This is a genomic window from Campylobacteraceae bacterium (assembly GCA_013215945.1).
Taxonomy (GTDB): Bacteria; Campylobacterota; Campylobacteria; order Campylobacterales; family Arcobacteraceae; genus NORP36.
Map to the genome: position 1 here is coordinate 1 of JABSOM010000009.1, position 24,281 is coordinate 24,281.

Annotated in this window: 17 protein-coding genes and 1 other RNA gene; 11 read left to right on the forward strand and 7 right to left on the reverse strand. The window is 28.0% G+C overall.

What is annotated here, in order from left to right:
- Positions 1-368, reverse strand: a 368-nt coding sequence (locus tag HRT41_10225; GenBank protein ID NQY24403.1) for a transposase, incomplete at its 3' end; no start/stop codon positions are given.
- A gap of 692 nt (positions 369-1,060) precedes the next feature.
- Here HRT41_10225 and HRT41_10230 point away from each other — a divergent pair.
- Positions 1,061-3,097 (forward strand): prepilin peptidase, encoded by a 2,037-nt coding sequence (locus HRT41_10230; GenBank protein ID NQY24404.1) that lies wholly within the window; start codon positions 1,061-1,063, stop codon positions 3,095-3,097.
- A 270-nt stretch (positions 3,098-3,367) separates the two neighbouring features.
- A complete protein-coding gene (locus HRT41_10235) occupies positions 3,368-5,695 on the forward strand; it encodes a hypothetical protein (GenBank protein ID NQY24405.1) in 2,328 nt (775 codons plus the stop codon).
- Positions 5,696-6,848: 1,153 nt separating this feature from the next.
- Here HRT41_10235 and rnpB read toward each other — a convergent pair.
- Both rnpB and HRT41_10245 read right to left on the reverse strand, forming a co-directional pair.
- An RNA gene (rnpB, locus tag HRT41_10240) (RNase P RNA component class A) lies at positions 6,849-7,177 on the reverse strand.
- 24 nt (positions 7,178-7,201) lie between these two features.
- Entirely contained in the window at positions 7,202-7,729 is a 528-nt protein-coding gene (locus tag HRT41_10245; GenBank protein ID NQY24406.1) for an outer-membrane lipoprotein carrier protein LolA, read from the reverse strand.
- Positions 7,730-7,786: 57 nt separating this feature from the next.
- Between HRT41_10245 and secA the strand changes: the two genes are divergently transcribed.
- Complete coding sequence (gene secA / locus HRT41_10250) at positions 7,787-10,384, forward strand: preprotein translocase subunit SecA (protein ID NQY24407.1); 2,598 nt, start codon at positions 7,787-7,789, stop codon at positions 10,382-10,384.
- Positions 10,385-11,590 (forward strand): ABC transporter permease, encoded by a 1,206-nt coding sequence (locus tag HRT41_10255; protein NQY24408.1) that lies wholly within the window; start codon positions 10,385-10,387, stop codon positions 11,588-11,590.
- Between the two features lie 15 nt (positions 11,591-11,605).
- Here HRT41_10255 and HRT41_10260 read toward each other — a convergent pair whose 3' ends face one another.
- Positions 11,606-14,506, reverse strand: a complete 2,901-nt coding sequence (locus HRT41_10260) for an AsmA-like C-terminal domain-containing protein (protein ID NQY24409.1) — start codon at positions 14,504-14,506, stop codon at positions 11,606-11,608.
- On the opposite strand from HRT41_10260, the gene mltG reads away from it, so the two are divergent.
- The 3 genes from mltG to HRT41_10275 all read left to right on the forward strand — a co-directional run bounded on the left by mltG (position 14,469) and on the right by HRT41_10275 (position 18,474).
- Positions 14,469-15,548 (forward strand): endolytic transglycosylase MltG, encoded by a 1,080-nt coding sequence (gene mltG / locus HRT41_10265; GenBank protein ID NQY24410.1) that lies wholly within the window; start codon positions 14,469-14,471, stop codon positions 15,546-15,548. The genes HRT41_10260 and mltG overlap by 38 nt on opposite strands.
- Positions 15,549-15,684: 136 nt before the next feature.
- Positions 15,685-17,898 (forward strand): NADP-dependent isocitrate dehydrogenase, encoded by a 2,214-nt coding sequence (locus tag HRT41_10270; GenBank protein NQY24411.1) that lies wholly within the window; start codon positions 15,685-15,687, stop codon positions 17,896-17,898.
- Positions 17,899-18,255: 357 nt separating this feature from the next.
- The gene (locus HRT41_10275; protein NQY24412.1) at positions 18,256-18,474 is read left to right on the forward strand and encodes a cold-shock protein; all 219 of its coding nucleotides are present in this window, start codon (positions 18,256-18,258) and stop codon (positions 18,472-18,474) included.
- A gap of 96 nt (positions 18,475-18,570) precedes the next feature.
- On the opposite strand, the gene HRT41_10280 is transcribed toward HRT41_10275, so the two are convergent.
- The 3 genes from HRT41_10280 to HRT41_10290 are packed head-to-tail and all read right to left on the reverse strand — an operon-like array spanning position 18,571 to position 20,682.
- Positions 18,571-19,149: a hypothetical protein gene (locus HRT41_10280; GenBank protein NQY24413.1), complete on the reverse strand. Its 579-nt coding sequence runs from the start codon at positions 19,147-19,149 to the stop codon at positions 18,571-18,573.
- A gap of 52 nt (positions 19,150-19,201) precedes the next feature.
- Positions 19,202-20,359, reverse strand: a complete 1,158-nt coding sequence (locus HRT41_10285; GenBank protein NQY24414.1) for an FAD-dependent oxidoreductase — start codon at positions 20,357-20,359, stop codon at positions 19,202-19,204.
- A complete protein-coding gene (locus tag HRT41_10290) occupies positions 20,356-20,682 on the reverse strand; it encodes a hypothetical protein (protein ID NQY24415.1) in 327 nt (108 codons plus the stop codon). Before HRT41_10290 ends, HRT41_10285 begins: the two co-directional genes overlap by 4 nt.
- Before the next feature lie 128 nt (positions 20,683-20,810).
- Here HRT41_10290 and HRT41_10295 point away from each other — a divergent pair, with 128 nt between their 5' ends.
- The 4 genes from HRT41_10295 (at position 20,811) to HRT41_10310 (ending at position 24,280) form a co-directional block, all read left to right on the forward strand.
- A complete protein-coding gene (locus tag HRT41_10295; protein NQY24416.1) occupies positions 20,811-21,176 on the forward strand; it encodes a response regulator in 366 nt (121 codons plus the stop codon).
- 1 nt (position 21,177) lies between these two features.
- Positions 21,178-21,792, forward strand: a complete 615-nt coding sequence (locus HRT41_10300) for a chemotaxis protein CheX (GenBank protein NQY24417.1) — start codon at positions 21,178-21,180, stop codon at positions 21,790-21,792.
- On the forward strand, positions 21,792-23,324 hold the full coding sequence (locus HRT41_10305) for a PAS domain-containing sensor histidine kinase (protein ID NQY24418.1): 1,533 nt from the start codon (positions 21,792-21,794) through the stop codon (positions 23,322-23,324). Before HRT41_10300 ends, HRT41_10305 begins: the two co-directional genes overlap by 1 nt.
- Before the next feature lie 104 nt (positions 23,325-23,428).
- Positions 23,429-24,280: a DnaJ domain-containing protein gene (locus HRT41_10310; GenBank protein ID NQY24419.1), complete on the forward strand. Its 852-nt coding sequence runs from the start codon at positions 23,429-23,431 to the stop codon at positions 24,278-24,280.
- Position 24,281: the final 1 nt, after the last annotated feature.

Consider the following 24,281-nt stretch of genomic DNA (forward strand, 5'->3'; position numbering starts at 1 on the left):
TTAATGATAGGAATCTTTATTTCTTCGTTTCTTGCAGTTATAATCATTTGTGAGAGCAGTCTTGCATCTTCGATATCATTCTTATTTCTATTCCCAATTACTTTTGCAAAGTTTGCACTTTTTTTAGGATTTACAATAAAACAATGAAGATTTTTGCTGGCACAAAATTTTGTTAAAATAAAAGAGTAGGTACCTGTTGGTTCATAAACGAAAACCAATTTAGGAAACTCTTTTTTATACAGTTTCTTTAACTTTGAGTATAAACTTTTTATTGAATTTATATTATTATCAATAACTATATCAAGATTATTGATTGGTATAAAAACATTAATTGTTGACTTACTTATGTCTAATCCGATAGAATACATACTTGAACCTTTGTATTAATATAAAGAGTTCGTTAGGGTAGGAGTTACTCCTACCTGATAATGTGTTACACCAAATTTAGACTTATAAAATTCGAACTAGATATTATCTGTTCTTGTTGCCACTCAAATTTAAAGTATAACTATCTAACTCGCTATCAAGCTAGTTATTTCTATAACCGCTTTAGTTTCATACCAATATATTATCTTTCAAACTCTATGCAAATATACTAACATATTCACATAATCTCATTATATAAGTTTCATATCCTAGCTAACAAATAAAAAATTTAGGTACCCGAAGGGCTTTATCATTTCGTCAGTTGCTTTCTTGTTTCTTCTTTTCAAGAAAAGAAGAAAAAAAAGCGCAAAGGTACTTTGTATGAGCTCTTAGATATAAAAGTGGAGATTCATTCTCAGAGGTGTTTGTCTTAAATTTAAAAATTTGCTAATTCTGTGACGCAAACTGTGACGCAGTTTTTGTATACTTATTTTAGAACTATGTATTACAAGAAAGGCGTCTGTCCTCATTTTTTTAGAAAAGTAGAGATTCAACCCCAGAGGTGTAATTTTTAAGTTGTTTTTAACGTGGCAACTAAGGTGTAATTTAGAGCTAAACGTATAGTGAAAAAAATGGGAAAACTTTATTATAGTTTTATCAAGTAATTTTAAATTATAAAAATAAAGGAATATTAATGAATAATAAAGACATACGTAGTAATTGTATTATTTTTAAAGAACTTGAAGATCTTAGTTCAACACCTGGTTATATTCATATTCTTACTTATTTTGATTTTTTCTCAAATAGTATTTTTTATGAAGAGAGTAAAGGTTTAAATGGCTCAGATATTAGTGCTTTTGAGAATAAAGAGCTTCCTATTCGTTTTGAACTTTCTTTATTAATTGGGTTGCTTTGTAAACATGGTATTTTTGATAGAACACATCTTACACTAGATGAATTTAGATTCTTGTCTGAAAAAACACTTGATCTTTTAAAAGAATTACATTCTTCTCAAGTTAGTTTTGATCCAAAAAAACTAAAAAAAGGAGATGCTAGTTTTCTAGAGGTTTTCGATGGAGGACTTAAAGAAAATATTTTATATGGTGGTGAATCTTTTTATGATTTTCAATATACTGATTTTGCTCCTCTTAAATATAAAAATGATAATGACTGGTTTGTTCAGAATAAAGGTTTCTCTCTAGAAGAATTAATGAATGTAATAAATGCTCTTGGTAAAAACTATGAAGACAATGTTAACTTAATATATGAAAAAATTTCTAAATATAAAAATGTTGATGAGGGTGTGTTAGCTATTTTTAATGATTTGTCTTCACATATTCTTAATCTTGAAGTGATATCAACAAATAGTGATGTTAATTATAATATTGTAAAAAATGTACTTAATGCATTTTCATATGATTTTTCTACTTTTAATAGTACATTTACAAGTGATGCAGATTTTAATATGGTTAATGCTTATCCTATCTTTAGGGTTGATGATAATTATATTTTGTTAATTCGAACTAGTTTATATGAAGCATTATATGAAACACCATTTTTTTGGTTTTTAAAAGATAAAAAATATAGAAATAAAGCATCTGAAAATAGAGGTGAATTCACAGAACAATTTTCTAAGGAGTGTTTAGAAAAAGTATTTGGAAATGATAACGTTTATTTAAATGTAAATATCATGGATTATAAAAAAGTAAAAGGAAAAGAACTTGTTGGAGAGATAGATGTATTAGTAACTTTTGGGAATAAAGCCATCATATTGCAAGCAAAATCAAAGAAATTAACCATTGAATCACGAAAAGGAAATTTATTATCTGTTAATAAGGATTTCAAAAATGCAATTCAAGATTCTTATAATCAAGGGTACAGTTGTTCTGAGCTTATTTTGAATAAAAAACTTAAATTGATTATGGAAGACGAAAAGGAATTAAAGATTAACAGAAATTTTGATGAAATCTTTATTTTTTGTGTTCTATCGGATCATTATCCTTCTTTATCATTACAGGTAAAAGAATTGCTTAAGTATGAAACAACAGATATTATTCAAGAACCTTTTGTAATGGATGTCTTTTTATTAGATGTTATGACGGAGATGCTTTCTACTCCACTTTATTTTTTAGATTATATTAAAAAAAGAGCATTAAGTTTTAATACAATGATTGCTCAAAATGAATTGATTATATTAGGATATCATCTAAGTATGAATTTAAACCCTCAGCAAGAATTTACTGCGATAACACTTACGGATGATATTGCCTCTTGTTTAGATGCGTCAATGATTGTTAGAAGAAAAGGGCATGAGGGAGTAAGTACTCCAAGTGGAATCTTAACAAAGTTTAAAGATACATTTATTGGAGATTATATTGATTCTATTTCAAGAAAAGAAGATATAGAAACTATAAAAATGGGTTTATTATTTTTATCTCTTAGCGAAGATACTATGAAACAAATTAATGAAAAAGTTGATTATATTATTATGCGAAATGCACAAGATTTAAAAAGTCACAGTATTACTTTATGTTTTACGTCAGGAATATCTGCTGGAATAATTTTTTATACAAATCATATTGATTTTATTTACGCGAAAAGAAATTTTAGAAAATCTTTTGAAGTTATGATAATGAAACAGGATTTAGATGATAATTATGCACTTTATATTGATTCTAATAATAGAAGAGTTATTGATATTAAAACACATAAAAAAGGATTATTTAGTTGATATTAAAATAATTCATTTTAATAAAGAAGGAATAAATTAGAATACAAAAGCTTTAGGAGAAAGGGGACATACCCTATTAATTTCAGATACCCTTTATTGTGTATACATGGGCTTTTTTTATTCATTATCCCCGCTTTATCCTTTATCTCTACTTCTTAAATTCCATTTTTTTAAGTATTGTATGACTATAATTAACTATTAAAAAATTAGTACCATCTCAATATTATGGAACTTGCAAATTAAATATTTATTTACATAATAAGGCTAAAATTGCAAAAAATCACATATACAGTTCACTCAGTAATTGCCATAAAAAACCTTGTGTCAGTTAAATTTACTAGTTATTTAGCAAGAGTTTTATCTAGAATACTTATTGTTAGAATAGATGATTTTATTAATCTTACTAGAAGATACAATAATGCAAATACAACAAATTCTATATTAAAAAAGAAAATTAAAAATCAACTTTTTGCCCTAAGTGAACTATATGAGGAATATTTAAGGGAGCAACGCCATAAATTTAGTGCTCATTTTCAAGATAAAAACCTTCATGAAAGAATTGAATTATGGGGAGAAATTAACGAAAATAAAATTTCATTTTTTTGCCAACAAATAATAGATATTTATAAACTTTTTGAATCTAATTCAGAATATGTTCCAATTAACGATTCAACACTTTTGTTGTCAAATGAAAAAAAAGAGAAAATCGAAAGACTATCTAAGGAAGAAGATAATTTAGAAAAGGTTAAATCTAGTGCTGACGTTTTATCCATGACTAGACCAAATATGACAAGTTCTATTGTCTTTCATCCTGTTCCAGAAAAAATGAAAGTGCTTAATACTATTTCTATGTTTTATGATTTTTTGCGAAAATTGTATGATATATTAAAAGATAATCCACTTTACGAAAAAATATTAAAAGCACAGATGATTACTGACTTAGTTAGTTTTAAAGATAATTTGATTCATAAGAGTGGGTCGCAGGATATAGGACTAAGTTATTTAATAGAGCAAGATATAGCCCCATATAAAAAGATTTTATCATACGAAAAAAACAAGCCTTCTTGTTATTCACCTTTTTCTAAATGGTTACCGCGCAAATATATTCCAAGTACAGTCTACAAGGATGGATTAAAGGTTATATATTCATTTACAAGTAAAATCAATGACGATATATTTAATACTAGTATTAATATACGAAATAAGATTGGAGCGCATATTGATCACACGTTATCATTTAATAATTTAGTAAATCTTTTGAACTCATTAACAATTTGTGAGATTGATGAATTGCGTAAATTACTTATTAATCTTTGGTTAGAAGTTGGGAATTGTCACATATCATTATCTATTCAGACTCATAAGCCACTTGAACTCAAAGGGGTACTTGGATTGGTCAATAACCATAGAGAAAGTTTCTACGAAAATAAAATAGAAAAAATAATAATCCCAACTCCTAAAACTTTTTCTTCAACTAAAGAAGCTTTTGATTTAATTCTTAAAACGTGGGGAAAAGATGAAGATGCTATAAATTTTTTTAATCAAGGTTTTATAAAATCAAAAATGAATGTATCTATAGAACTTGAAAATCATTATAAATATACATTTACTGATTCTGGTATCTTGCTTATGAAAAAACTTACCTCTTCTTGCGATTTAAAAGTTAAACGTTTTCTTTTAAACTATATTTCTGTGCATGGTCAAACCATTGGTGCTCAATGTAATGGAATACTTTTATTTAGTATTGGGGTGAACAAAGAATCTTTATTAAGCGAGCATATATATCTTTTGGGAGAAACTGGGGATATAGAATGCGATGAAATTTTTGAACAATTAAAATTTTTTGCTGTTCAAGAAAATATAACCGCTATTGATTCTTTCATTGCACTTTTAAAAATTGACTTAAGATATCGTGGCTTGCATTATGCCAATAATAGACAAATCGAACCAATTGAAACAAAATTTGCAATTGAATTGAAGAAGCTTTTGCAAGATTTGACTAAATCTATGGGTATTATAGTATCTACACTTATGCAATCAGAAATTTATTTCGGCAAATATACTTATGCCAATAGATATTCGGATGCTATTTATGTAAATTTTTTGAATGAGCTTGTTTATGAAAATTTCACTAAAATAAATAATCCTCCTCCTGAAGAAGTTTTGACCAATATTAAATATAGTCATGAAAATAAAGTTTTCACATTTACTTTAAATACACTTGAACAATATTTAAAAAATGAAGACTTGACAGAATTTATTCATTCTTTGATAATCAATGGAAATCTTGTACTTAATTACAAAGAGACGGTTTTTATGGAGCATCTAGCATACTCTTATTTTGCGCTTGACAAAACAGAAAAGTCCATTGAAGTTTATGAAGAACTTATCAGACGAGAATCTTCAAATGTCAATTTTTATATAAAGAAACTAGAATATATTTGTGAAATGAAAAATTTAGAACTTTTTGATATAGAATTGCGAAAAATGTATAAGTATTTTAATCTAAAAGAGAGTGAGAAAGAAAAGATTAACAGCATTAGAGAGGAATTAATTGAAAATTACACCCCAGGCGTAGGAAATCCACTTTTAATTTGAGATTATATCCCTCGTATAATAAAATATAGCAATAAGCTATAATAATTAGAAGAGTCAATTTTACTATATTAAAAAAGGTGTCAGTCCTTACCTAAAAATATTTAAGTACATTAAAGCTACTTTTCCAATATAAACAACATTCCCAACGGCTCTTCCCCTGACTTTGATAAAACTAAATATTTTTATTTTTTAACGGAAAAAGGTGAAAACTCGTATAATAGAATTATGTAAATATGTTAGTATATTTGCATGGAGTTCAAAACGATAATAAATTACACCCCAAGGGGAGGAAATCCACTTTTAAAGATAAAGAGGACAGTTGCCACCTTAAAAAATTTTGATTTTTTGACTAATTTAATTTTAAAGTTACCTGTCTACATTAATATAAAAGTAAATATATTTAATTCCACAAGGATAATTATTATGTGCATACCTCCATTGATTAGATATTATATGATGAATTTTATGGCGTTTAGTTCATTTTTTCTTATTATGTTTAACTTTATAAAAATTACAAATTATGATCCAATAATTATTTTGATTAGTTATGGTCTACTTTACTATTTTTTTAATAGATGCCAAAGGTGTAATCATATAGTAGGGACTACAAAAGATGGAATAGTTTTTCCACAAACGAAAAATAATTGTAATAAATGTGGAGCAAACCTTATAAAATGCAATATTACAAAAAAAAATAGTAGACGCAAATAGTAACGACATAAAAATAATGATTTATGTGTTACTGGTACTTGTTCCATTTCTTAATTTACAAATATATTAAAGCTACTTTATCTTCTTTTCTAAAATAAATCCACATTCCCAACGGCTCTTCTCCTGACTTTGAGAAAGCTAAATGTTTTTATTTTTTAGCGGAAAAAGGTGAAAACTGTTAGAGCGTCAGAAATGTGCTCTTTAGCACGTTTTAGCGAGTTTTTGAACCTAGCTAACAAATAAAAATATTTAGGCACCCGAAGGGCTTTATCAACTCGTCAGTTGCTTCTTTTTGTTTCTTTTTCTGACAATTAAGAAAAAGAAAAAAGCGCAAAGGCTACTTTGTATGAGCTCTTAAAAAAATGATTTACTATTGAAAGGTGTTATTAACCGATTAGAAATATTTATATTTTTTAAATTGGATTGAAAAATGAGGAGATATTGATTAGGCACGGCGTAAGCCGCGTTTTGTCGTGGATAATAATTTGTCTAGTTGTTAAATTACTTAAACAATCTTGCGAAGAGCATAAAACGTGAAGTTAAATACCATCTCTTCTTGCTGCTGGTTGGGTTTACATAACTGTTAAAATTACTTAAAACATTGGTGGGCTCTTACCCCACCGTTTCACCCTTACCAAGATAAATCTTGGCGGTCTACTTTCTGTTGCACTGTCCCTTGGGTTACCCCAGCCATTCTTTAAATGGAACCATACTTCACTGCAGCCCGGACTTTCCTCTTGAAGCTAATCAAGCTATTATCTGCCGTACCTAAAAACGAAGTATAACAAAATTAACTTATTTTCTAATAATATCGTAATAAGAAGGGGCAACAAATTTGAAAATACTTTCATTTATCTCTTCATTGTAGACAGAATTAAACAATTCAATGCTTACCTTATTGTCTAGTTCGTCTTTATAGATAATTTTATCAATTTTATTATTCTTAATTAAAAAAGTATATTTAACCTCATTAATATTTGCTTCATATTTTTCATTTGATATTTTTTTAGCACTTTTTAGAAGTGCCAGTAAATTTACTTCTGCATTAAGGGTGGTGAAAATAGCTTGTTCTAACTCAGGTTCATCAATAATAACCATAGTATTAATTAAAAAAACATTCTTAATGATGGGTTCTTCGTACTTCCAAAGAATTCTTGAGGGTTCTTTTATAAAAAGTTTTCCACTGTAAATGATGCGTTGATCGGCATTATTTATAATTGTTTGTTTAAAATCCGCTTGAATTGATTTCAAATTTTTAAATTCTAGGGCCTGTAATGAGCTAATAATTACAAAAACATTGATAATAAGTACTTTATAAAACATATTTTAACCTTTTTTGCTATATAATCTCTGCGATTATAACAAAAAGGAATTAATTTTATGTTAAATATTTTCTCAAAAATTTTTGGTACTAAAAATGACAAAGAAGTAAAAAAATATCTTAAAAAAGTAGAAGAGATAAATGCTTTAGAAGAAAAATATAAAAAACTAAGTGATGATGAATTACAAAAAGAGTTTGAAAATATTAAAAAAGATGTTTTAGAAAACAATAAAACATTAGATGACGTAATATACGATACCTTTGCAATTACAAGAGAAGCAAGTGTTAGAACGCTTCATATGAGACATCATGATGTACAAATAGTAGGTGGTTTGGTTCTTAATGATGGACGAATTGCTGAAATGAAAACAGGTGAAGGTAAAACTCTTGTTGCTACTCTTGCTGTTGTTTTAAATGCTATTTCTAAAAAAGGGGTACATGTAGTTACGGTAAATGATTATCTTGCTTCTAGAGATGCAAAAGAATTAGCACCTTTATATAACTTCTTAGGTTTTACTATTGGAATTATTACTGCTGATATCAGAGATGAATTAGCTAGAAAAGAAGAATACAACTGCGATATTACGTATGGAACAAACAATGAGTTTGGTTTTGATTATTTACGTTCAAACATGACGTTAGATATTGAAGAAAAAGTTCAACGAGAGCACAGTTTTGTAATTATTGATGAAGTAGATTCAATTTTAATTGATGAAGCAAGAACACCTTTAATTATATCAGGACCTACAAATCAAAAAGGTATTGATTACGGACAAGCTAATAAAATAGCCCTTACTCTAGAAAAAGGTGAGATTATTGAGCCTAAGAGTAGCGATGAAAAAGTAATACATACAAAAGATTTTATTGTTGATGAAAAAAACAAAGCTATTTTAATTACCGATGATGGAATTTCAAAAGCAGAAAAACTTTTTGAAGTAGATAACTTGTACTCACTTGAGAATGCTAAATATTCTCATCACTTAGATCAAGCCTTAAAAGCAAACTATATTTTTGAAATTGATGTTGATTATGTAGTAAAAGACAATGAAGTAATTATTGTTGATGAATTTACAGGAAGATTAAGTGAAGGACGAAGATTTTCAGACGGTCTTCACCAAGCCTTAGAAGCAAAAGAAAATGTTTCTATTCAAGATGAATCTCAAACCTTAGCAGATATTACTTTCCAAAATTATTTTAGAATGTATGAAAAACTAGCAGGTATGACAGGAACAGCACAAACAGAAGCATCTGAGTTTGCTGAAATTTACAATTTAGATGTTGTATCTATTCCTACAAATGTTCCTGTTACAAGAGAAGACAGAAATGACTTAATCTTTAAAAGTGAAAGAGAAAAGTTTGAAGCGGTTTGTAAAAAAATCCAAGAATACAATACAAAAGGTCAACCAGTATTAGTTGGTACAGGTTCTATTGAAAAATCTGAGCACTTACATGAGCTTTTAAAAGCAGCAAAAGTTCCTCATACTGTTTTAAATGCAAAACAGCATGAAAAAGAAGGAAAGATTGTAGAAGATGCAGGGCTTAAAGGCGCTGTTACAATAGCAACAAATATGGCTGGACGTGGAGTTGATATTAAATTATCAAAAGAGATTCTGGGCCTTGGGGGTTTAGCAATTATTGGAACAGAGCGTCATGAATCAAGACGAATTGATAACCAATTAAGAGGACGTTCAGGACGTCAAGGAGATATTGGTGAAACTCAATTCTTTTTATCTCTTGATGATAATTTACTTCGTATTTTTGGATCTGAAAAAATCAAAGGGATTATGGAGCGACTTGGAATTGAAGAAGGAGAGCATATTGAATCTGGTATGGTTACTCGTGCCGTTGAAAATGCACAGAAAAAAGTGGAAACCATGCACTTTGAGAGTAGAAAACACTTACTTGAATACGATGATGTTGCCAATCAACAAAGAAAAGTAATATATGCTTTTAGAAATGATTTATTAAATCCTGATTTTGCTATTGAAGCAAAACTGGATGAAAACAGATTAGAATACATTACTACTTTATTGACAAATGCTGAAATCATAGAAGGTATGCCTTCTGAAGATTTTAATTTTGATTATGTAATTACAAAATTACAAGAAGAACTGCATATAATAATAACGCTAGAAGATATTAAAGAAGAGTCTTATCAAGAACTAGAAGATAAACTCGCGAAAATCATTAAAGAAGTATATGAACAAAAAATGGGAATGGCTTCTGTTGAACAAAAAAGCGAAATTGAGCGAATCTTATACTTACAAATTCTTGATAATGCATGGAGAGAACATTTATACTCTATGGATACATTAAAAACAGGAATAGGACTTAGAGGATATAATCAAAAAGATCCTTTAGTAGAATATAAAAAAGAGTCTTATAATATGTTCTTAGAATTAATTGCTTCTATTAAAAATGAGATTATTAAAGTTTTATTTACCGTACAACTTCAAGCTAAAGAAGATGAAGCTTTGAATAAATTAAAAGAAGAAATGAATGAATCACAAGAAAATATTTCAACTAATTTTGATCAAGATGTACAAATTTCGAAAAAAACTGCAAGAAATGAACCTTGTCCTTGTGGTTCAGGAAAAAAATACAAACAATGTTGTGGTAAAAGCGGACCTAAAAAAGGTTTAGTTGCAAGAGATTAAATGAATACAAAACTCATAAACTTCATTGTCAAAAAATATCTCAGGTTCGATAAAAAAAACCCTTTCATCTCAATAAGTGCTATTTTGGCATTTATTGGGGTAAGTATTGGAATTATGGTTTTAATTATTACCATGGCAATTATGAATGGTACTATTAAAGATTTTGAATCAAAACTTTTTACAATGAACTATCCTTTATCTATTTATCCAAAATACGATACAGCTGTTAATGAAAAACTTTTAAATACTCTAGAGCAAAAATTTCCAGACTTAATTTTTTCACCTTATTTATCGGCACAAACAATGATCCAAAATGGTCAAGAAATGTCAGGCTCTCTCTTATTTGGAGTAATAAAAGAAAAAGAAGAAAGAATTAACTCTATTTTTAAAAAAGCGGTAGAAGGTATTACACTTAATAAGTATGAAATCATTACAGGAGCTGGAATTTCTGATTCTTTGCTTTTATTTGAAGGCAGTAAAGCAACGGTGTATTTCACTTCGTTAAATCCAAGTGGATTTTCTATGCTTCCTAAAATGAAACGCTTTAAATACAAAGCCAGTTTTAAATCAGGTTTAAATGCTTATGACAAGTCTTATATGTATACAACAATAGAAAGCCTACAAACTATTCTAAGAAAAGATAAAAACGTTTATGACGGTATTCATATCTATTCTAAGGATGCATTTGTTGATATCAAACGCTTACAAAAAGAGCTGGATGGTACTTCTGTTGGTGTTATTGGATGGTGGCAGCAAAATGGAAACTTTTTTGCTGCTATGCAAATGGAGAAAAAAGCTTTATTTATTGTTTTATTGCTTATTATATTAGTAGCTGCTCTTAATATCATATCTTCTTTATTAATGACCGTAATGAGCAGAAGAAAAGAAATTGCCCTGCTTTTATCTATGGGAACCTCTTATAAAGAAATCAAAGCAATCTTTTTACGACTTGGGATTATTATAGGTTTTGCGGGTATTGTATGCGGTATAGGCCTTGGATTCTCTGGTATTTGGATTCTGGATAACTTTGATATTATTTCTTTGCCTGCTGACGTATATGGAACATCTAAATTGCCTTTAGATTTAAGTATGATTGATTTTGTTTCTATTATCTCAGGCGCAATTGTTATTATTCTATTATCTTCGTATTACCCTGCTTCTAAAGCCACAAAAATAGATGTAATAGATGTATTAAGAAACGAATAAGTGTAGATATATATCTTACTTCTTTTTTTCTTTATCTTCTGGAATAAACATCTCTACTGCTTTAAGTGGCAAAGTTATAATGCGTTTTATCACATTAAAAGGAGCGGCGAGAGAGTTTTGTGCCAAATTACTATCAATAATAGGATCGCTTATTTTTCCTTTTAAACTAACTCTTGTATCCACTCTTTTTTCATCTCCTAAGAAAATATAATTAATCAATGGAATATGTTTGATTAACAAAGAATAACTTTTCATAAAAATAACATCCATTTCTCCTTTGATTTCATCTTTTTTAAAGTCCATTCTAACTTCTCCATCAAAATCAACAGAGTTTCCTTTGGTGAAAACTTTTGTCATATTTAACACTTCTTTGTTAATATCATAAGTAAAATCAATATCGCCTTCTACTATTTTATAGCCTTGAACATCAAAACCTTTTTGTGTTACTAACTCTAACACGGAAGGAATAGCTAAAAGAGGATTAATAAGTCCAGGACTTGCATTAACTAAGATAATAAGGTTATTAATAGCTGCCATATTCTTAATACTTGTATTTTGTATTGTAGCGTGTCCTTTTAATTGTGAAGGCGTACCAGAAGCAGAAATATCAAAGATTCCTCCTTTTACAATATCTTTATCTAAAAAAGCATTTATAAAGGTATCGTTTAGATTTATAGCTTTTACAATGACTTTGTTATTCTTAGATTTTTTATAATATATACTTGATTTTTCATAATAAGAATTAAAAGTGAACTCTTCTTCTTTTTGAAGTATTTTAAAGCGTTTACTTAAGACTTTTTTGTTGTTACCTAAAAGAATATTTGAGTTTTCTGCTTTTAAAGTAATGCTAGTAAAAATACTTTTATTGTTTTTTTTGTCATCATAATATACATCCAGATTTTTAATATCTAAAAACATATTATCATTATCAAGAATCTTTAATTTTATTGTTTTATCTTTAGTAATAAAAGAAAAATCATTGTTTGCATATTCGCCTTGTATTTCTAAGTTAACAATTTTTTTTCCTTTGTTAAACAAAGGAATATCTAAGTTTGAAACCAAACCAGTAAAGAGAATTTTATCTTTTTTTAAAAAAACATTCATTGTATTTAAATTGTAAAAACTATCTTTATTGATATATAGATTGATATTATCCAAGAAAAAATCAATATTACTTGGATTATTTCCATTTTGACCGTAAATTAGAAAATCCATGTCTTTTAAAGAAATTTCCATAGTTTGTTTGTTTTTTTGAAATATTTTTATTTTATTTTTCAAAGCAGAAAGAGAAAGATCATCATTTTTATATCTTCCTTTAACAGTCAAATCTTTTATTTTTTCACCCTCATTTATTAAGGGTAAATCAATTCCTTTTAGAAAAGCTTCAAAGTTAATATCTTTTTCATTCTTCATATATAAAGATAAATTTCCTGCTTTTATATTTAAATCTTTTAATAAAGCAGAATCATTTTTAAACAAAGACAAGTCATGAAGTAAGATATGTGTCCTTTTATTTAGAATAATATCTGTCTTTAATTCTCTAAAGCTTATTTTTGTTTTATTTTTAAAATCCACTGTTATAGAAGATTTTTTATTTTTTAAAGACAATAAATCTTTTTCTTCTCCTTGTATTTTCAAATACTTTAATACCGTATTTCCAGAAGCACTTAATTTTCTAAGATTAATATCAAGATTTAATTGCGCTTCTAATAAAGAATCCACTTTAACCTGTGCATCTTGTATCTTAAGAATATGATTGTCTAAAAGTACCAAGGCTTTTTTTGCAAAAAATTTAAAACCTTGAAGATTCATTTTTGCATCGTGTATTTCAAAAACACCTTGTATATCTATTGGTATTTTTGCATCATAAGAAACATTAATAGTAACATCTGCTTTAGTAAGGCCACTTGTTTGAATAATAGGAATATTTACATTAAAAGCTTTTGTAATGTTAAGAATATCTTTATCTAATAAAGTATTTGCTTTTATATTTACTTTAACCAGACCCTTTTTATTAGTAAGATTCTCAATAATCACAGAAGAACCGTAAATCTTTTTATCTAAGTATGTGGCTTTATTTAAATAAATATGCAAATCTCCTTTTGAAAATACAATATCAATTTTTTTAGATTTTGCTTTTGGCAAGTTTTTATGAAACATTACTTTCGCATTTTTAATACTTAAATCCCCTTTTATACTCTTTTCATCAGGCATAAAAGTTTTTGCGTCGAGTTTAACAAAAAGATTATTTAAGGTGATTTTTCCTTTAATATTATCGTACATCCACGCCTCAGCAACATCATCTATTCTAAATAAACGCTTAAGAAACTTAATATCATCCATTTCTTTTGTGCTTAATAAAATTTTGATATCGTTTTGGTTTGCTTCAACACTGACATTTCCTTCTATTTTGTCGTATTTAAAAGCACTTACTAAATCTAAGGTTTGGTCTTGGGTATTGATTTTTAACGTACCTTGTAAAAATAACTTATAATCTTTTAGATAGAGTTCATCTAAAGACAGTAAAATGCTGTTTCCCAAAAACCTAGGTTTCGCACTTAAGCGGATAAATTTATTGTCTAAAAGAATTTTATTTTTTGAAAAATGTATTAAAAATTCATTGTTATTTATTTTCAAAGATTTTAAGTCTATTTCTTGGAAATAAGAGAGTACTTTAGGTATGTAAGAGATGGTTTTAGCTATTGAATCCAAAGAGGTTTTACTCTGTGATGTTTTATTAATTTTCAATTCATCTATTTTAACAATGAGTTTTTTATCCAATTTTAAATACAATGATGAAATATAAATATTTCCAAAAGAGAATGAATTAACACTGATGCCTTTAAATAAAAAAAACAAAAAGACTAAAATTATAGATATGACTGTAGCAAAAAAAATAATTGTATTTTTTAACATTATTGAAATAACCCTTGTATCACTTATTGTAATATTGATTTATGTACTGCTTCCATTAAGTACCACTAAAGTGATTTTTATACCAAAAGGAAGTTCCAATAATACCATAAAGTATCTAAACAACCGTGGGTATGACCTAAATATTATTGATAAAACAATCATCCAAGTAATGGGTCATCCACAGAGTGGTTGGATAGATTTAGAAAAAAATTATATGAGAAAATATGACTTTTTATACAAATTAACGACTTCCAAAGCTGCTCTTAAAACCATTACTTTAATTCCAGGCGAAACGTCTTATATCTTTTTACGTCTAATAGCATCAAAAATGAATCTTTCTTTGACTAAATTACAAAATGCTTATGATAAAGTTGCTTTTAAAAAAGACGGGAATATCTTAGCTGAGACTTATAAACTGCCCTTAGGTATGAAAGAAGATCATTTGATTTTTTATCTTTTTTCTCAAAGCAATAAAAAATACAAAAAAATGGCCTTAAAAATATTTGGAGAGTATGATAAAAACAAGTGGTATAAATATCTTAGTATTGCATCTGTTATTCAAAAAGAATCAGCATCAATAAAAGAGATGCCTATTATCTCTTCTGTGATTTATAACCGTTTAAAAAAATCAATGTATTTGCAAATGGATGGAACGCTTAATTACGGGAAATACTCTCATATAAAAGTCACTGCAAAAAGAATAAAAGAAGACAAAAGTTCTTATAATACCTACAGAAATAAAGGCATTCCTTCTCATCCTGTATCTGCTGTTAGTATTGATGCTATTAAAGCAGCTATTTTCCCTGCTAAAACAAAATATTTGTATTTTGTTAAAAATGAAAAAACAGGAGCACACCGTTTCTCTACTACGTATAAAACCCATGTTCAAAATATAAATTTATACAGAATTGAGAAAAGAGCTAAAAGAATCAAAGCTAAAAAACGTAAAACACAAATTAAAATACAAAAAGAACCCAGTGTGTTTGAAAAAAAAGGTGAAAAACAAAATCAAATAAAAACGCTTTGGTCTAAAGTAAAATAATTTTTTCGATTTTTTTTGAAAAAATAGTGGGAAATAAAGAAACAAGATTTTATTTTATACCTCTAATTGTTACTTTTCAATACAAATAAACCCTAAAAATGATAATATATCCCAATATTAATCCATAGGGGAAAACATGTCAAAAATTATTTATACTAAAGTTGATGAAGCACCTGCTTTAGCAACGTATTCACTTTTACCAATTATTAAAGCTTTTACAAAAAGCTCTGGAATTGAAATGCAAGTTAAAGATATTTCATTAGCTGGAAGAATTATTTCTAACTTCCCAGAAAATCTAAAAACTGAGCAAAAAATTGAAGATCAATTATCTCAATTAGGTGAACTTACTCAAGATCCAAGTGTTAACATTATTAAATTACCAAATATTTCAGCTTCAATTCCACAATTAAAAGCGGCTATTAAAGAATTGCAAGAAAAAGGTTTTGATATTCCTTCTTATCCAGATAATGCAAGTTCTAAAGAAGAAGAAGAGATTCAAGCAAGATATTCAAAAATTACAGGTTCTGCTGTTAACCCAGTATTACGAGAAGGAAATTCTGACAGACGAGCTCCTTCTGCTGTTAAAAACTTTGCAAAAAAGAATCCTCATTCAATGGGTGAGTGGAAAAATGACAGTAAAACAAATGTTTTACACATGCATGAAAATGACTTTTATGGGGCTGAGTTATCAAAAACATTTGAAAAAGCAGATGATTTAAAAATTTCTTTCTTAGATTCTTCTTCAAATGAAACAGTATTAAAAGCTTCTACTCCTGTATTAGCAGGTGAAATTATTGATGCAACCTCTATGAGTGCCAATTCTTTACAAGCATTTTATGAAACTTCAATCACAAAAGCAAAAGAAGAAGGTGTTTTATTATCTCTTCATTTAAAAGCTACAATGATGAAAGTATCCGATCCAATTATGTTTGGTTTTGCGGTAAAAGTATATTTCAAAGAATTAATTTCTAAAAACAAAGATTTATTTGTTTCATTAAAAGTTAACTTTAACAATGGTTTAGGTGACTTATATACTAAATTAGAAACACTTGATGCAAGTACTAAAGAAAAAGTTCTTGCTGATATTGCTGCTGTTTATGCAGTACAACCCCCACTAGCTATGGTTAATTCTGATAAAGGAATTACTAACTTACATGTACCTTCTGATGTAATTATTGATGCATCTATGCCTGCAATGATTAGAGACGGTGGTAAAATGTGGAACAAAGAGAACCAAAGAGAAGATACACTAGCAATGATTCCTGATAGATGTTATGCACAAACATTTAAAACAGTTATTGAAGATTGTAAAAAACACGGAGCATTAGATGTTACAACTATAGGAACAGTTCCTAATGTTGGACTTATGGCTCAAAAAGCAGAAGAATATGGTTCACATGATAAAACATTCCAAGCAGCAGCAAAAGGTAAAATTCTTGTTACGAATAAAGCTTCTGAAGTAGTATTTTCTTTTGATGTAGAAGAAGGAGATATTTTTAGAATGTGTCAAGTTAAAGACGCTCCTATTAGAGACTGGGTTAAACTAGCGGTTAATAGAGCAAAATTATCTTCTACTCCTGCAATTTTTTGGTTAGATCCACAAAGAGCACATGATGAGCAAATGATTTTAAAAGTAAATGCTTATTTAAAAGATCATGATACTAAAGGCCTAGATATTTCTATTGAAACACCTGTAAAAGCTACTCAAATTTCATTAGACAGAATGAGAGCAGGAAAAGATACTATTTCAGTTACTGGAAATGTTTTAAGAGATTATAATACTGATTTATTCCCAATTCTAGAATTAGGAACATCGGCTAAGATGTTATCAATTGTTCCATTAATGAAAGGTGGAGGTTTGTTTGAAACAGGTGCTGGAGGTTCTGCTCCTAAACATGTTGAACAATTAGCAAATGAAAATCACTTAAGATGGGATTCTTTAGGTGAATTCATGGCTTTAGCTGCTTCTTTAGAGCACTTAGGAAATACTCAAGACAATAAAAAAGCGGCAATTCTTGCTACTACTCTTGATTTAGCTACTTCTACTTTCTTAGATGAGAACAGATCTCCTTCAAGAAAAACAGGACAAATTGATAACAGAGGTTCTCACTTCTATTTAGCTATGTACTGGGCAGATGAATTAGCAAAACAAAATGATGATGCAGACTTACAAAAAGAGTTTAAAGTACTTTCTACTTCTTTAAATGACAATGAAACAAAAATAAGTGAAGAATTATTAGCGGTTCAAGGTAAAGTTATAGATATGGGTGGATATTATTTACCTAATGAAACTTCATTAGAACAAGTAATGAGACCCTCTTCGACATTAAATTCAATTATAAACGCATAGGTATTCTTAATAAAAAAACCAGATATATTTATCTGGTTTTTTCTTTCAAAACTAAAATTATAAGAAATATTTATTTAATAATAAAGTACTATATTACTCAATAGTGACTGTATTATTTTAATAATATTTTATAAAATAGCTTATAAATAACCAAAAAATTAATATTAATACCCAAATCCTTGCATTTATTAAATTATTTAGCTAGAATATTTGTATGAAAGATGATTGTGATTTTCATCTTGGAATACTTATTATTGATGACCATCCGTTAGCAGTTCTACGTTACCAAAAAGAATATCTCACTTTATATTTTCGACTACTTCTTAACAGAGGTATATTACAAAAAAAGGAATTGCAATGGCAACTCAAGTTAACGGAACAGTAAAATGGTTCAATAGTGAAAAAGGTTATGGTTTTATTCAACAAGAAGAGGGTGGAGACGATGTATTCGTACACTTTAGACAAATTAATTCAAATGGTTACGAAAGAGTAACTTTAGAAGAAGGTCAAAAAGTAACTTTCGAAATCGGTGAAGGTCAAAAAGGACCACAAGCAGAGAACGTTACAATCGTATAATGTTTTTTTGGGGATAGTGTAAACTATCCCTACTTTCTATCTTTAATCTCCCTAAACATCACATTTCATTCACATTTTTATAATCAAAAAATAATCTTATTTAATATAGGAAACTATGGGCAATAAAGCCTCTTTAATCTCTTTTTTACTCATAGAACCATCAATAGCATCTTTTTTAACAAAACCTCTGTATACACGCTTAATTAAACCTGTCTTATCTACTCTATACACAATAAACTCTTGTTTATGTGCAGATCTAAGATTGAGTGCTTTTACAAATTCTCCATCTTTATCATAAACCATTTTTGACGAAGAGAGTTCAGATAAAGCTAAGAGTTTTTCTGTAAGAACCCATTCTTTAATAAACCAAGGGGCAGCAGAAACATTAGCAACTATCACAACAGGAATAGAAACATCATACAAAGAATCAAACAAAGAAACAACAGACAAAGAATCATGATTCCCAATTATTATAAGACTTTTTTCATTTTCTTTAAACAAATCTTTTTTACTAATTTCACTTTCATTGGCCAATAAAATTTTCTCTTTAAAGTTCTTAGTGGATAAAACTTCATGTAAATCTTCTTTTTTAACAGGAGGTTCTGGGGCAGTAAGATAGACTAATCCTGCAAAAAAAACCAGTCCAAAAATTACTATTTTAATTGTATCTTTCATTTATAACCTTTTTATTTTTAATTATTTTTTTCTAAGTATTTAAAATATAAAACTATTTTTCTTTTCTAACCCAACGCATAAATAAACGATCTAAAGTAATATCATTTGGTAATTCTATATTGTTTTTAATATGATTAACTAATATTTTAGATAAATAAGGAGCCAAAACAAAACCTCTTCCACCCAAACCATTTAAAATAAATAACTTCTTATATCTCTTGAATTTAGAAGCAGGAACTTTGCTTCCTTTTTTTAAATAGGGATAAAATTCAAGTGTTTCTTTTGAATCAATAAGGGGACCTATTAAAGGCAAATAATCAAAACTACAAGCTCTGGCACCTCTTTTTACATCAAGAATTTTAACATCCTTCAAAAGAAGTATATCATTAGCTTTTTCTAAGAGTTTTAATGAATCAGAAGAAACCAGACATTTTGTATCATCATTTGTATAAGTCTTATTTAAAGAATCAAGTTCATTAAGATACTTTATCTCTTCTTCATAACTAGCAAATCTATGATGAGTTGCACCTATTGAGATTTTAAATCTGCCCTTATCAAGTGTTTCAAAAGAAGAAGATAATGAACAGTCTTTATGAGAGTTATATGATATACATGTTGTACTAGATATATCTATTTTTTCACCCCAAACTGGCCGTATATTAATATATTTTTCTCCCAATAAATTGATGTCTTTTCCTGTAGTAATGATAAGATTCTTACAAAATATTTCCTCATTAATATGCCATAATTCATTTTTGTAATTTATATGTTTTACATCATAATCATATTTTATTTCAATATTTTTTATAAGTGTATTACATACCTCACTTGCAAGAACATGAGAAGCTACATCAAAAAAATAACCATCTTTTTTGGGGATATAATCAAAATCATTGTCTTCTTTAAAAGCCTCAAACTTTTTTCTCTCTTCTTCATTTTTTGGAATTCTTAAGACTCCAACGTTGAAAAAAGATTCAGGAACAAGTTTTTCATAAAAATCATTGGCATACAATAATGATGCATTGACTAAGGTTTTAAAATTATTATTTTTTCCTAAAAGAGGATTTAAAAAAGCACCGGCAGCACCTGATGCACCTTGGGCATTTTTAGAATTTTTTTCTAAAATTAAAAGATTTTCATCTTTTAATTCATTTGCAATACAAGAACCAGCAATACCACTTCCAATAATTACATAGTCATATATTTTCATATGTTTTTATCTAATTCCTCTAAAATTTGAAAATTGGGTCGCCAATAAGCTCTTCCACCTTTTAAACTAATGCAGGTGTAATTAGGAAGTTTTTTTCTGTAAAATTCCAAACGACTCATAGTTGTTTTTCCGGTATCACAATAAAATACAAAAACAGTGCCTTCTTTATAGGTATTCATTTCATAAGGATTATAAGTAATACAAGGCATTGAAGCCATTGGTTTTAAAATTGTATCTACAAGAACTACTTCTATTCCTTTTTGATTGAGTTCTTTTGTATTTTTAAGCAACTCAACTTGTGTCCATTCATTTTTAAGTAACATTTTTTCTTCTTTTTATGTGTTTTTTTAATATTTTTTTTTATTTTGTAATTATAGTATAAATTACAAGTTAATTTAACCTAAAATCTTGTAAAATATTATATTAATGTAAAATAAATAAGGTTTAAATAATGAAAATACTAGTAGTTGATGATTCACGAATGGCAATTAAGATGCTTTTAAAAACCCTAAAAGAGCATACGGGTGAAGAAGATGAAGTTTTTACTGGGAAAAATGGACTTGAAGCAGTTTCATTATATAAAGAACAATCACCCTCTTTGGTATTTCTAGATTTAACAATGCCTGAAATGGATGGTTTTACAGCCTTAGAAGAAATCAAAAAAATCAATAAAGACGCACGTGTAGTTATTGTTTCTGCTGATATTCAAAAAGGTTCTATGGACAGAGTTAGACAAGAAGGTGCTTTTGATTTTGTTAAAAAACCTATAACTGCTGAAAAAATGCAAGATATTTTTAATAAATTACAAAAGAGCTAAAATGAGTGAACTTATTTTAAATGAAGATGAACAAGACTGTCTACAAGAGTTAATGAATATCGCTTATGGCAGCGCAACAGCTTCTATTACTGAAATATTAAATGCCCATGCCGAACTTGGAATCCCAAGAATTAAAATAATTAATGCAGATGAATTGTGTGATTATTTAAAAGAAGAAAGCGAAGACAATACACCCTATTTTGCCTCTGTACAGCAGTTTAATGGAGAAATAACAGGAGAAAACCTTTTTATTATTGATAAAGTTTCTGCAAAAAACATTGCTTTACAATTTGGTTTAGAAGAAGATGAGATCGATGACAATGAACTCTACGATATTATTTTAGAAATTACGAATATCTTATCTTCTGCTACTATTTCAAAATTTTCACAAGAACTTGATGCGCCTGTTAGTTTTTCGCCTCCTAGTGTTGATTTATTAGAATCCATTATTAGTTTGGATAATCGTTTTTCAAAAGATTATGAAAAAATAATCATTGTTTCTACTGATATCAATTTTAAAGAACAAAATATTAAAGGACAGTTTTTAATTTTAACAACCGATGAATCCATCTTAACAATTAAAAAACTGCTTAATAAAATTTTAGATGAGCTCTAATGAAAATAGAAGATTTTGGATATATTTGTAATACTATTGATAATGGGATAATAATCTTAGATAAAGATTTAGAAGTATTTTTTTGGAATAAATGGTTGGAAAGCCGTACAAAAATTACTTTCAATAAAATAAAAAATAAAAAAATAGAAGATTTTTTCCCAAATATTAATACAATTAAACTAAAAAGAAAAATAAAAACATCTTTAAGCCTTAATTCTCCGACGTTCTATAATACTGAAGTAAATCGTTATTTATTAGAAATTCCTCTAAATAATATCTCTTCTAAGTTTTTTGACTCTATGCAGCAAGCTATTACTATCATGCCTTATGATAAAGACAGTGATATTGCTGTTTTGTATATTTATGATAATACACTCTTATGTGAATCTAATTTTAAACTAAAACAAGTGCAAAAAGATTTGGTAAATAAAAATACGGAATTAGAAGAATCTCAAGTAGAACTCTTACGTTCTTACACCACCATTGAATTATTATTAAATACAACCATGGAAGCCATATTTTTATTTGAAGATGATAGCTGTACCCACGTAAACAAAAAAGCCATTGAATTATTCTCTTATGAAAATGAAGAAGAAACAAAAGCACATGCCATAAATGATTTAATTTCTTATACCAAAAGAGATATTATGGAAGCTATTATTGATGAACCCTTTGAATTAGAAATGAGCAAAAGAGACAAAAGTATTTTTGATGCTTTAGTACAGATTAAGATTATTCAAAAAGATGGCAAAAAAATAAAAATCATTACTATTTTAGATATTAGTGAATTAAAAACAAAAGAAAGGTTATTAGCGCAACAATCTAAAATGGCTGCAATGGGAGAAATGATTGAAAATATTGCCCATCAGTGGAGACAACCTTTAAGTACAATTTCAACAGCTGCTTCTGGAATAAAAATACAAAAAGAGCTTAATATCTTAGAAGACAAAATGTTTTATGATGCGACAGATGTTATTGTAAAAAGTACCAATCATTTATCTCAAACCATTAATGATTTTAAAAACTTCATAAAAGGGGATACAAACAAAGTTCTCTTTAATCTAAGCAAGAATATAAAAACAAATTTATCCATCCTTGAAGGCCACTTAAGGACCAACTACATCACTGTTATAGCAAACTTAGATGATAGTATTGAATTAACGAATTATCCCAACGAATTATCCCAAGCCATATTAAATATACTCAATAATTCAAATGATGCTTTAATTGACAATAAAATAGATGAAAAACTTATTTTCATTGATACTTATATTAAAAATAATGAAATTATCATTGAAATTAAAGACAATGCTTTGGGAATAGAAAAAAATATCATTAAAAAAATATTTGAGCCTTATTTTACGACAAAACACAAGCACCAAGGAAAAGGTTTGGGTTTATATATGACACATCAACTTATTGACTTAAGTATGAAAGGTATATTAGCTGTACAAAATAAAAAATTTACCTACAATAATACCTCCTATCTAGGAGCTTGTTTTACAATTTCTTTTCCTTTAATTAAAACATAAAACAAAAGTAATTTTTGCAACCTTGATTGACTAAGACTCAAGCTTATGATATAATCGCGCTTATTATAAAAACAAGTAACGAATATGTTATTACTAGGATAATTATGTCAAAAAGTTTATATCAAACCTTAGAAATACAAGAAAGTGCCACGCCTGATGAAATTAAAAAAGCCTATAGAAAACTTGCTAGAAAATTCCATCCTGATGTAAATAAAGATAAAGATGCAGAAGAAACATTTAAAGAAATCAATGCTGCTTATGAAGTATTAAGTGACAAAGAAAAAAAAGTTCAATATGATCAATACGGTGACTCTATGTTTGGAGGACAAAACTTTCATGACTTTGCACAAAATCAAGGTTCGGGAGACTTAGATGATATTCTAAAACAAATGTTTGGAAATCAAGGTGGTTTTGGTGGTGGTTTTGGCGGAGGATTTGGTGGTGGTTTCGAGCCTGACTTGGATATGAATACACAAATCACTATTGCTTTTGATATCTCAATTTTAGGGGGAAATCATCATATCTCTTTAAATCATGACTCTTTTGATATTAAAATTCCAAAAGGAATTAAAGATGGGCAAAAAATACGAGCAAAAGGAAAAGGAAAATCCCATGGATCACAAAAAGGCGATCTTCTTATTCTTATACATGTAGCACCCTCTCCTCTTTATGAAAGAAGAGATTTTACTTTATTAAGAGATTTTGACATACCGTTAAAAACGGCTTTGTTTGGAGGAAAAGTTCTTATTAAAACATTATATAAAGACATTACCTTAAAAGTACCAAGCGATACCAAACAAAATCAAAAATTCAGGGTTAAAGAATTGGGAGTGCCTAATAGAAAAACATCTGTAAATGGGGATTTATTTTTAAAAGCAAATATTGTTTTACCAAAAATCGAAGATATGGATGAAGATTTTGTAAAACAATTAGAAGAATTTTTACCAGAAGTTTAAG

Bases quoted from the DNA above. Each gene is read 5' to 3' on its own strand.
- secA (NQY24407.1), top strand. From the start codon at position 7,787: ATGTTAAATATTTTCTCAAAAATTTTTGGTACTAAAAATGACAAAGAA.
- HRT41_10260 (NQY24409.1), bottom strand. From the start codon at position 14,506: ATGTTAAAAAATACAATTATTTTTTTTGCTACAGTCATATCTATAATT.
- HRT41_10305 (NQY24418.1), top strand. From the start codon at position 21,792: ATGAAAATAGAAGATTTTGGATATATTTGTAATACTATTGATAATGGG.
- HRT41_10275 (NQY24412.1), top strand. From the start codon at position 18,256: ATGGCAACTCAAGTTAACGGAACAGTAAAATGGTTCAATAGTGAAAAA.
- HRT41_10270 (NQY24411.1), top strand. From the start codon at position 15,685: ATGTCAAAAATTATTTATACTAAAGTTGATGAAGCACCTGCTTTAGCA.
- HRT41_10290 (NQY24415.1), bottom strand. From the start codon at position 20,682: ATGTTACTTAAAAATGAATGGACACAAGTTGAGTTGCTTAAAAATACA.
- mltG (NQY24410.1), top strand. From the start codon at position 14,469: ATGACTGTAGCAAAAAAAATAATTGTATTTTTTAACATTATTGAAATA.
- HRT41_10285 (NQY24414.1), bottom strand. From the start codon at position 20,359: ATGAAAATATATGACTATGTAATTATTGGAAGTGGTATTGCTGGTTCT.
- HRT41_10295 (NQY24416.1), top strand. From the start codon at position 20,811: ATGAAAATACTAGTAGTTGATGATTCACGAATGGCAATTAAGATGCTT.
- HRT41_10280 (NQY24413.1), bottom strand. From the start codon at position 19,149: ATGAAAGATACAATTAAAATAGTAATTTTTGGACTGGTTTTTTTTGCA.
- HRT41_10255 (NQY24408.1), top strand. From the start codon at position 10,385: ATGAATACAAAACTCATAAACTTCATTGTCAAAAAATATCTCAGGTTC.
- HRT41_10245 (NQY24406.1), bottom strand. From the start codon at position 7,729: ATGTTTTATAAAGTACTTATTATCAATGTTTTTGTAATTATTAGCTCA.
- HRT41_10230 (NQY24404.1), top strand. From the start codon at position 1,061: ATGAATAATAAAGACATACGTAGTAATTGTATTATTTTTAAAGAACTT.
- HRT41_10300 (NQY24417.1), top strand. From the start codon at position 21,178: ATGAGTGAACTTATTTTAAATGAAGATGAACAAGACTGTCTACAAGAG.
- HRT41_10310 (NQY24419.1), top strand. From the start codon at position 23,429: ATGTCAAAAAGTTTATATCAAACCTTAGAAATACAAGAAAGTGCCACG.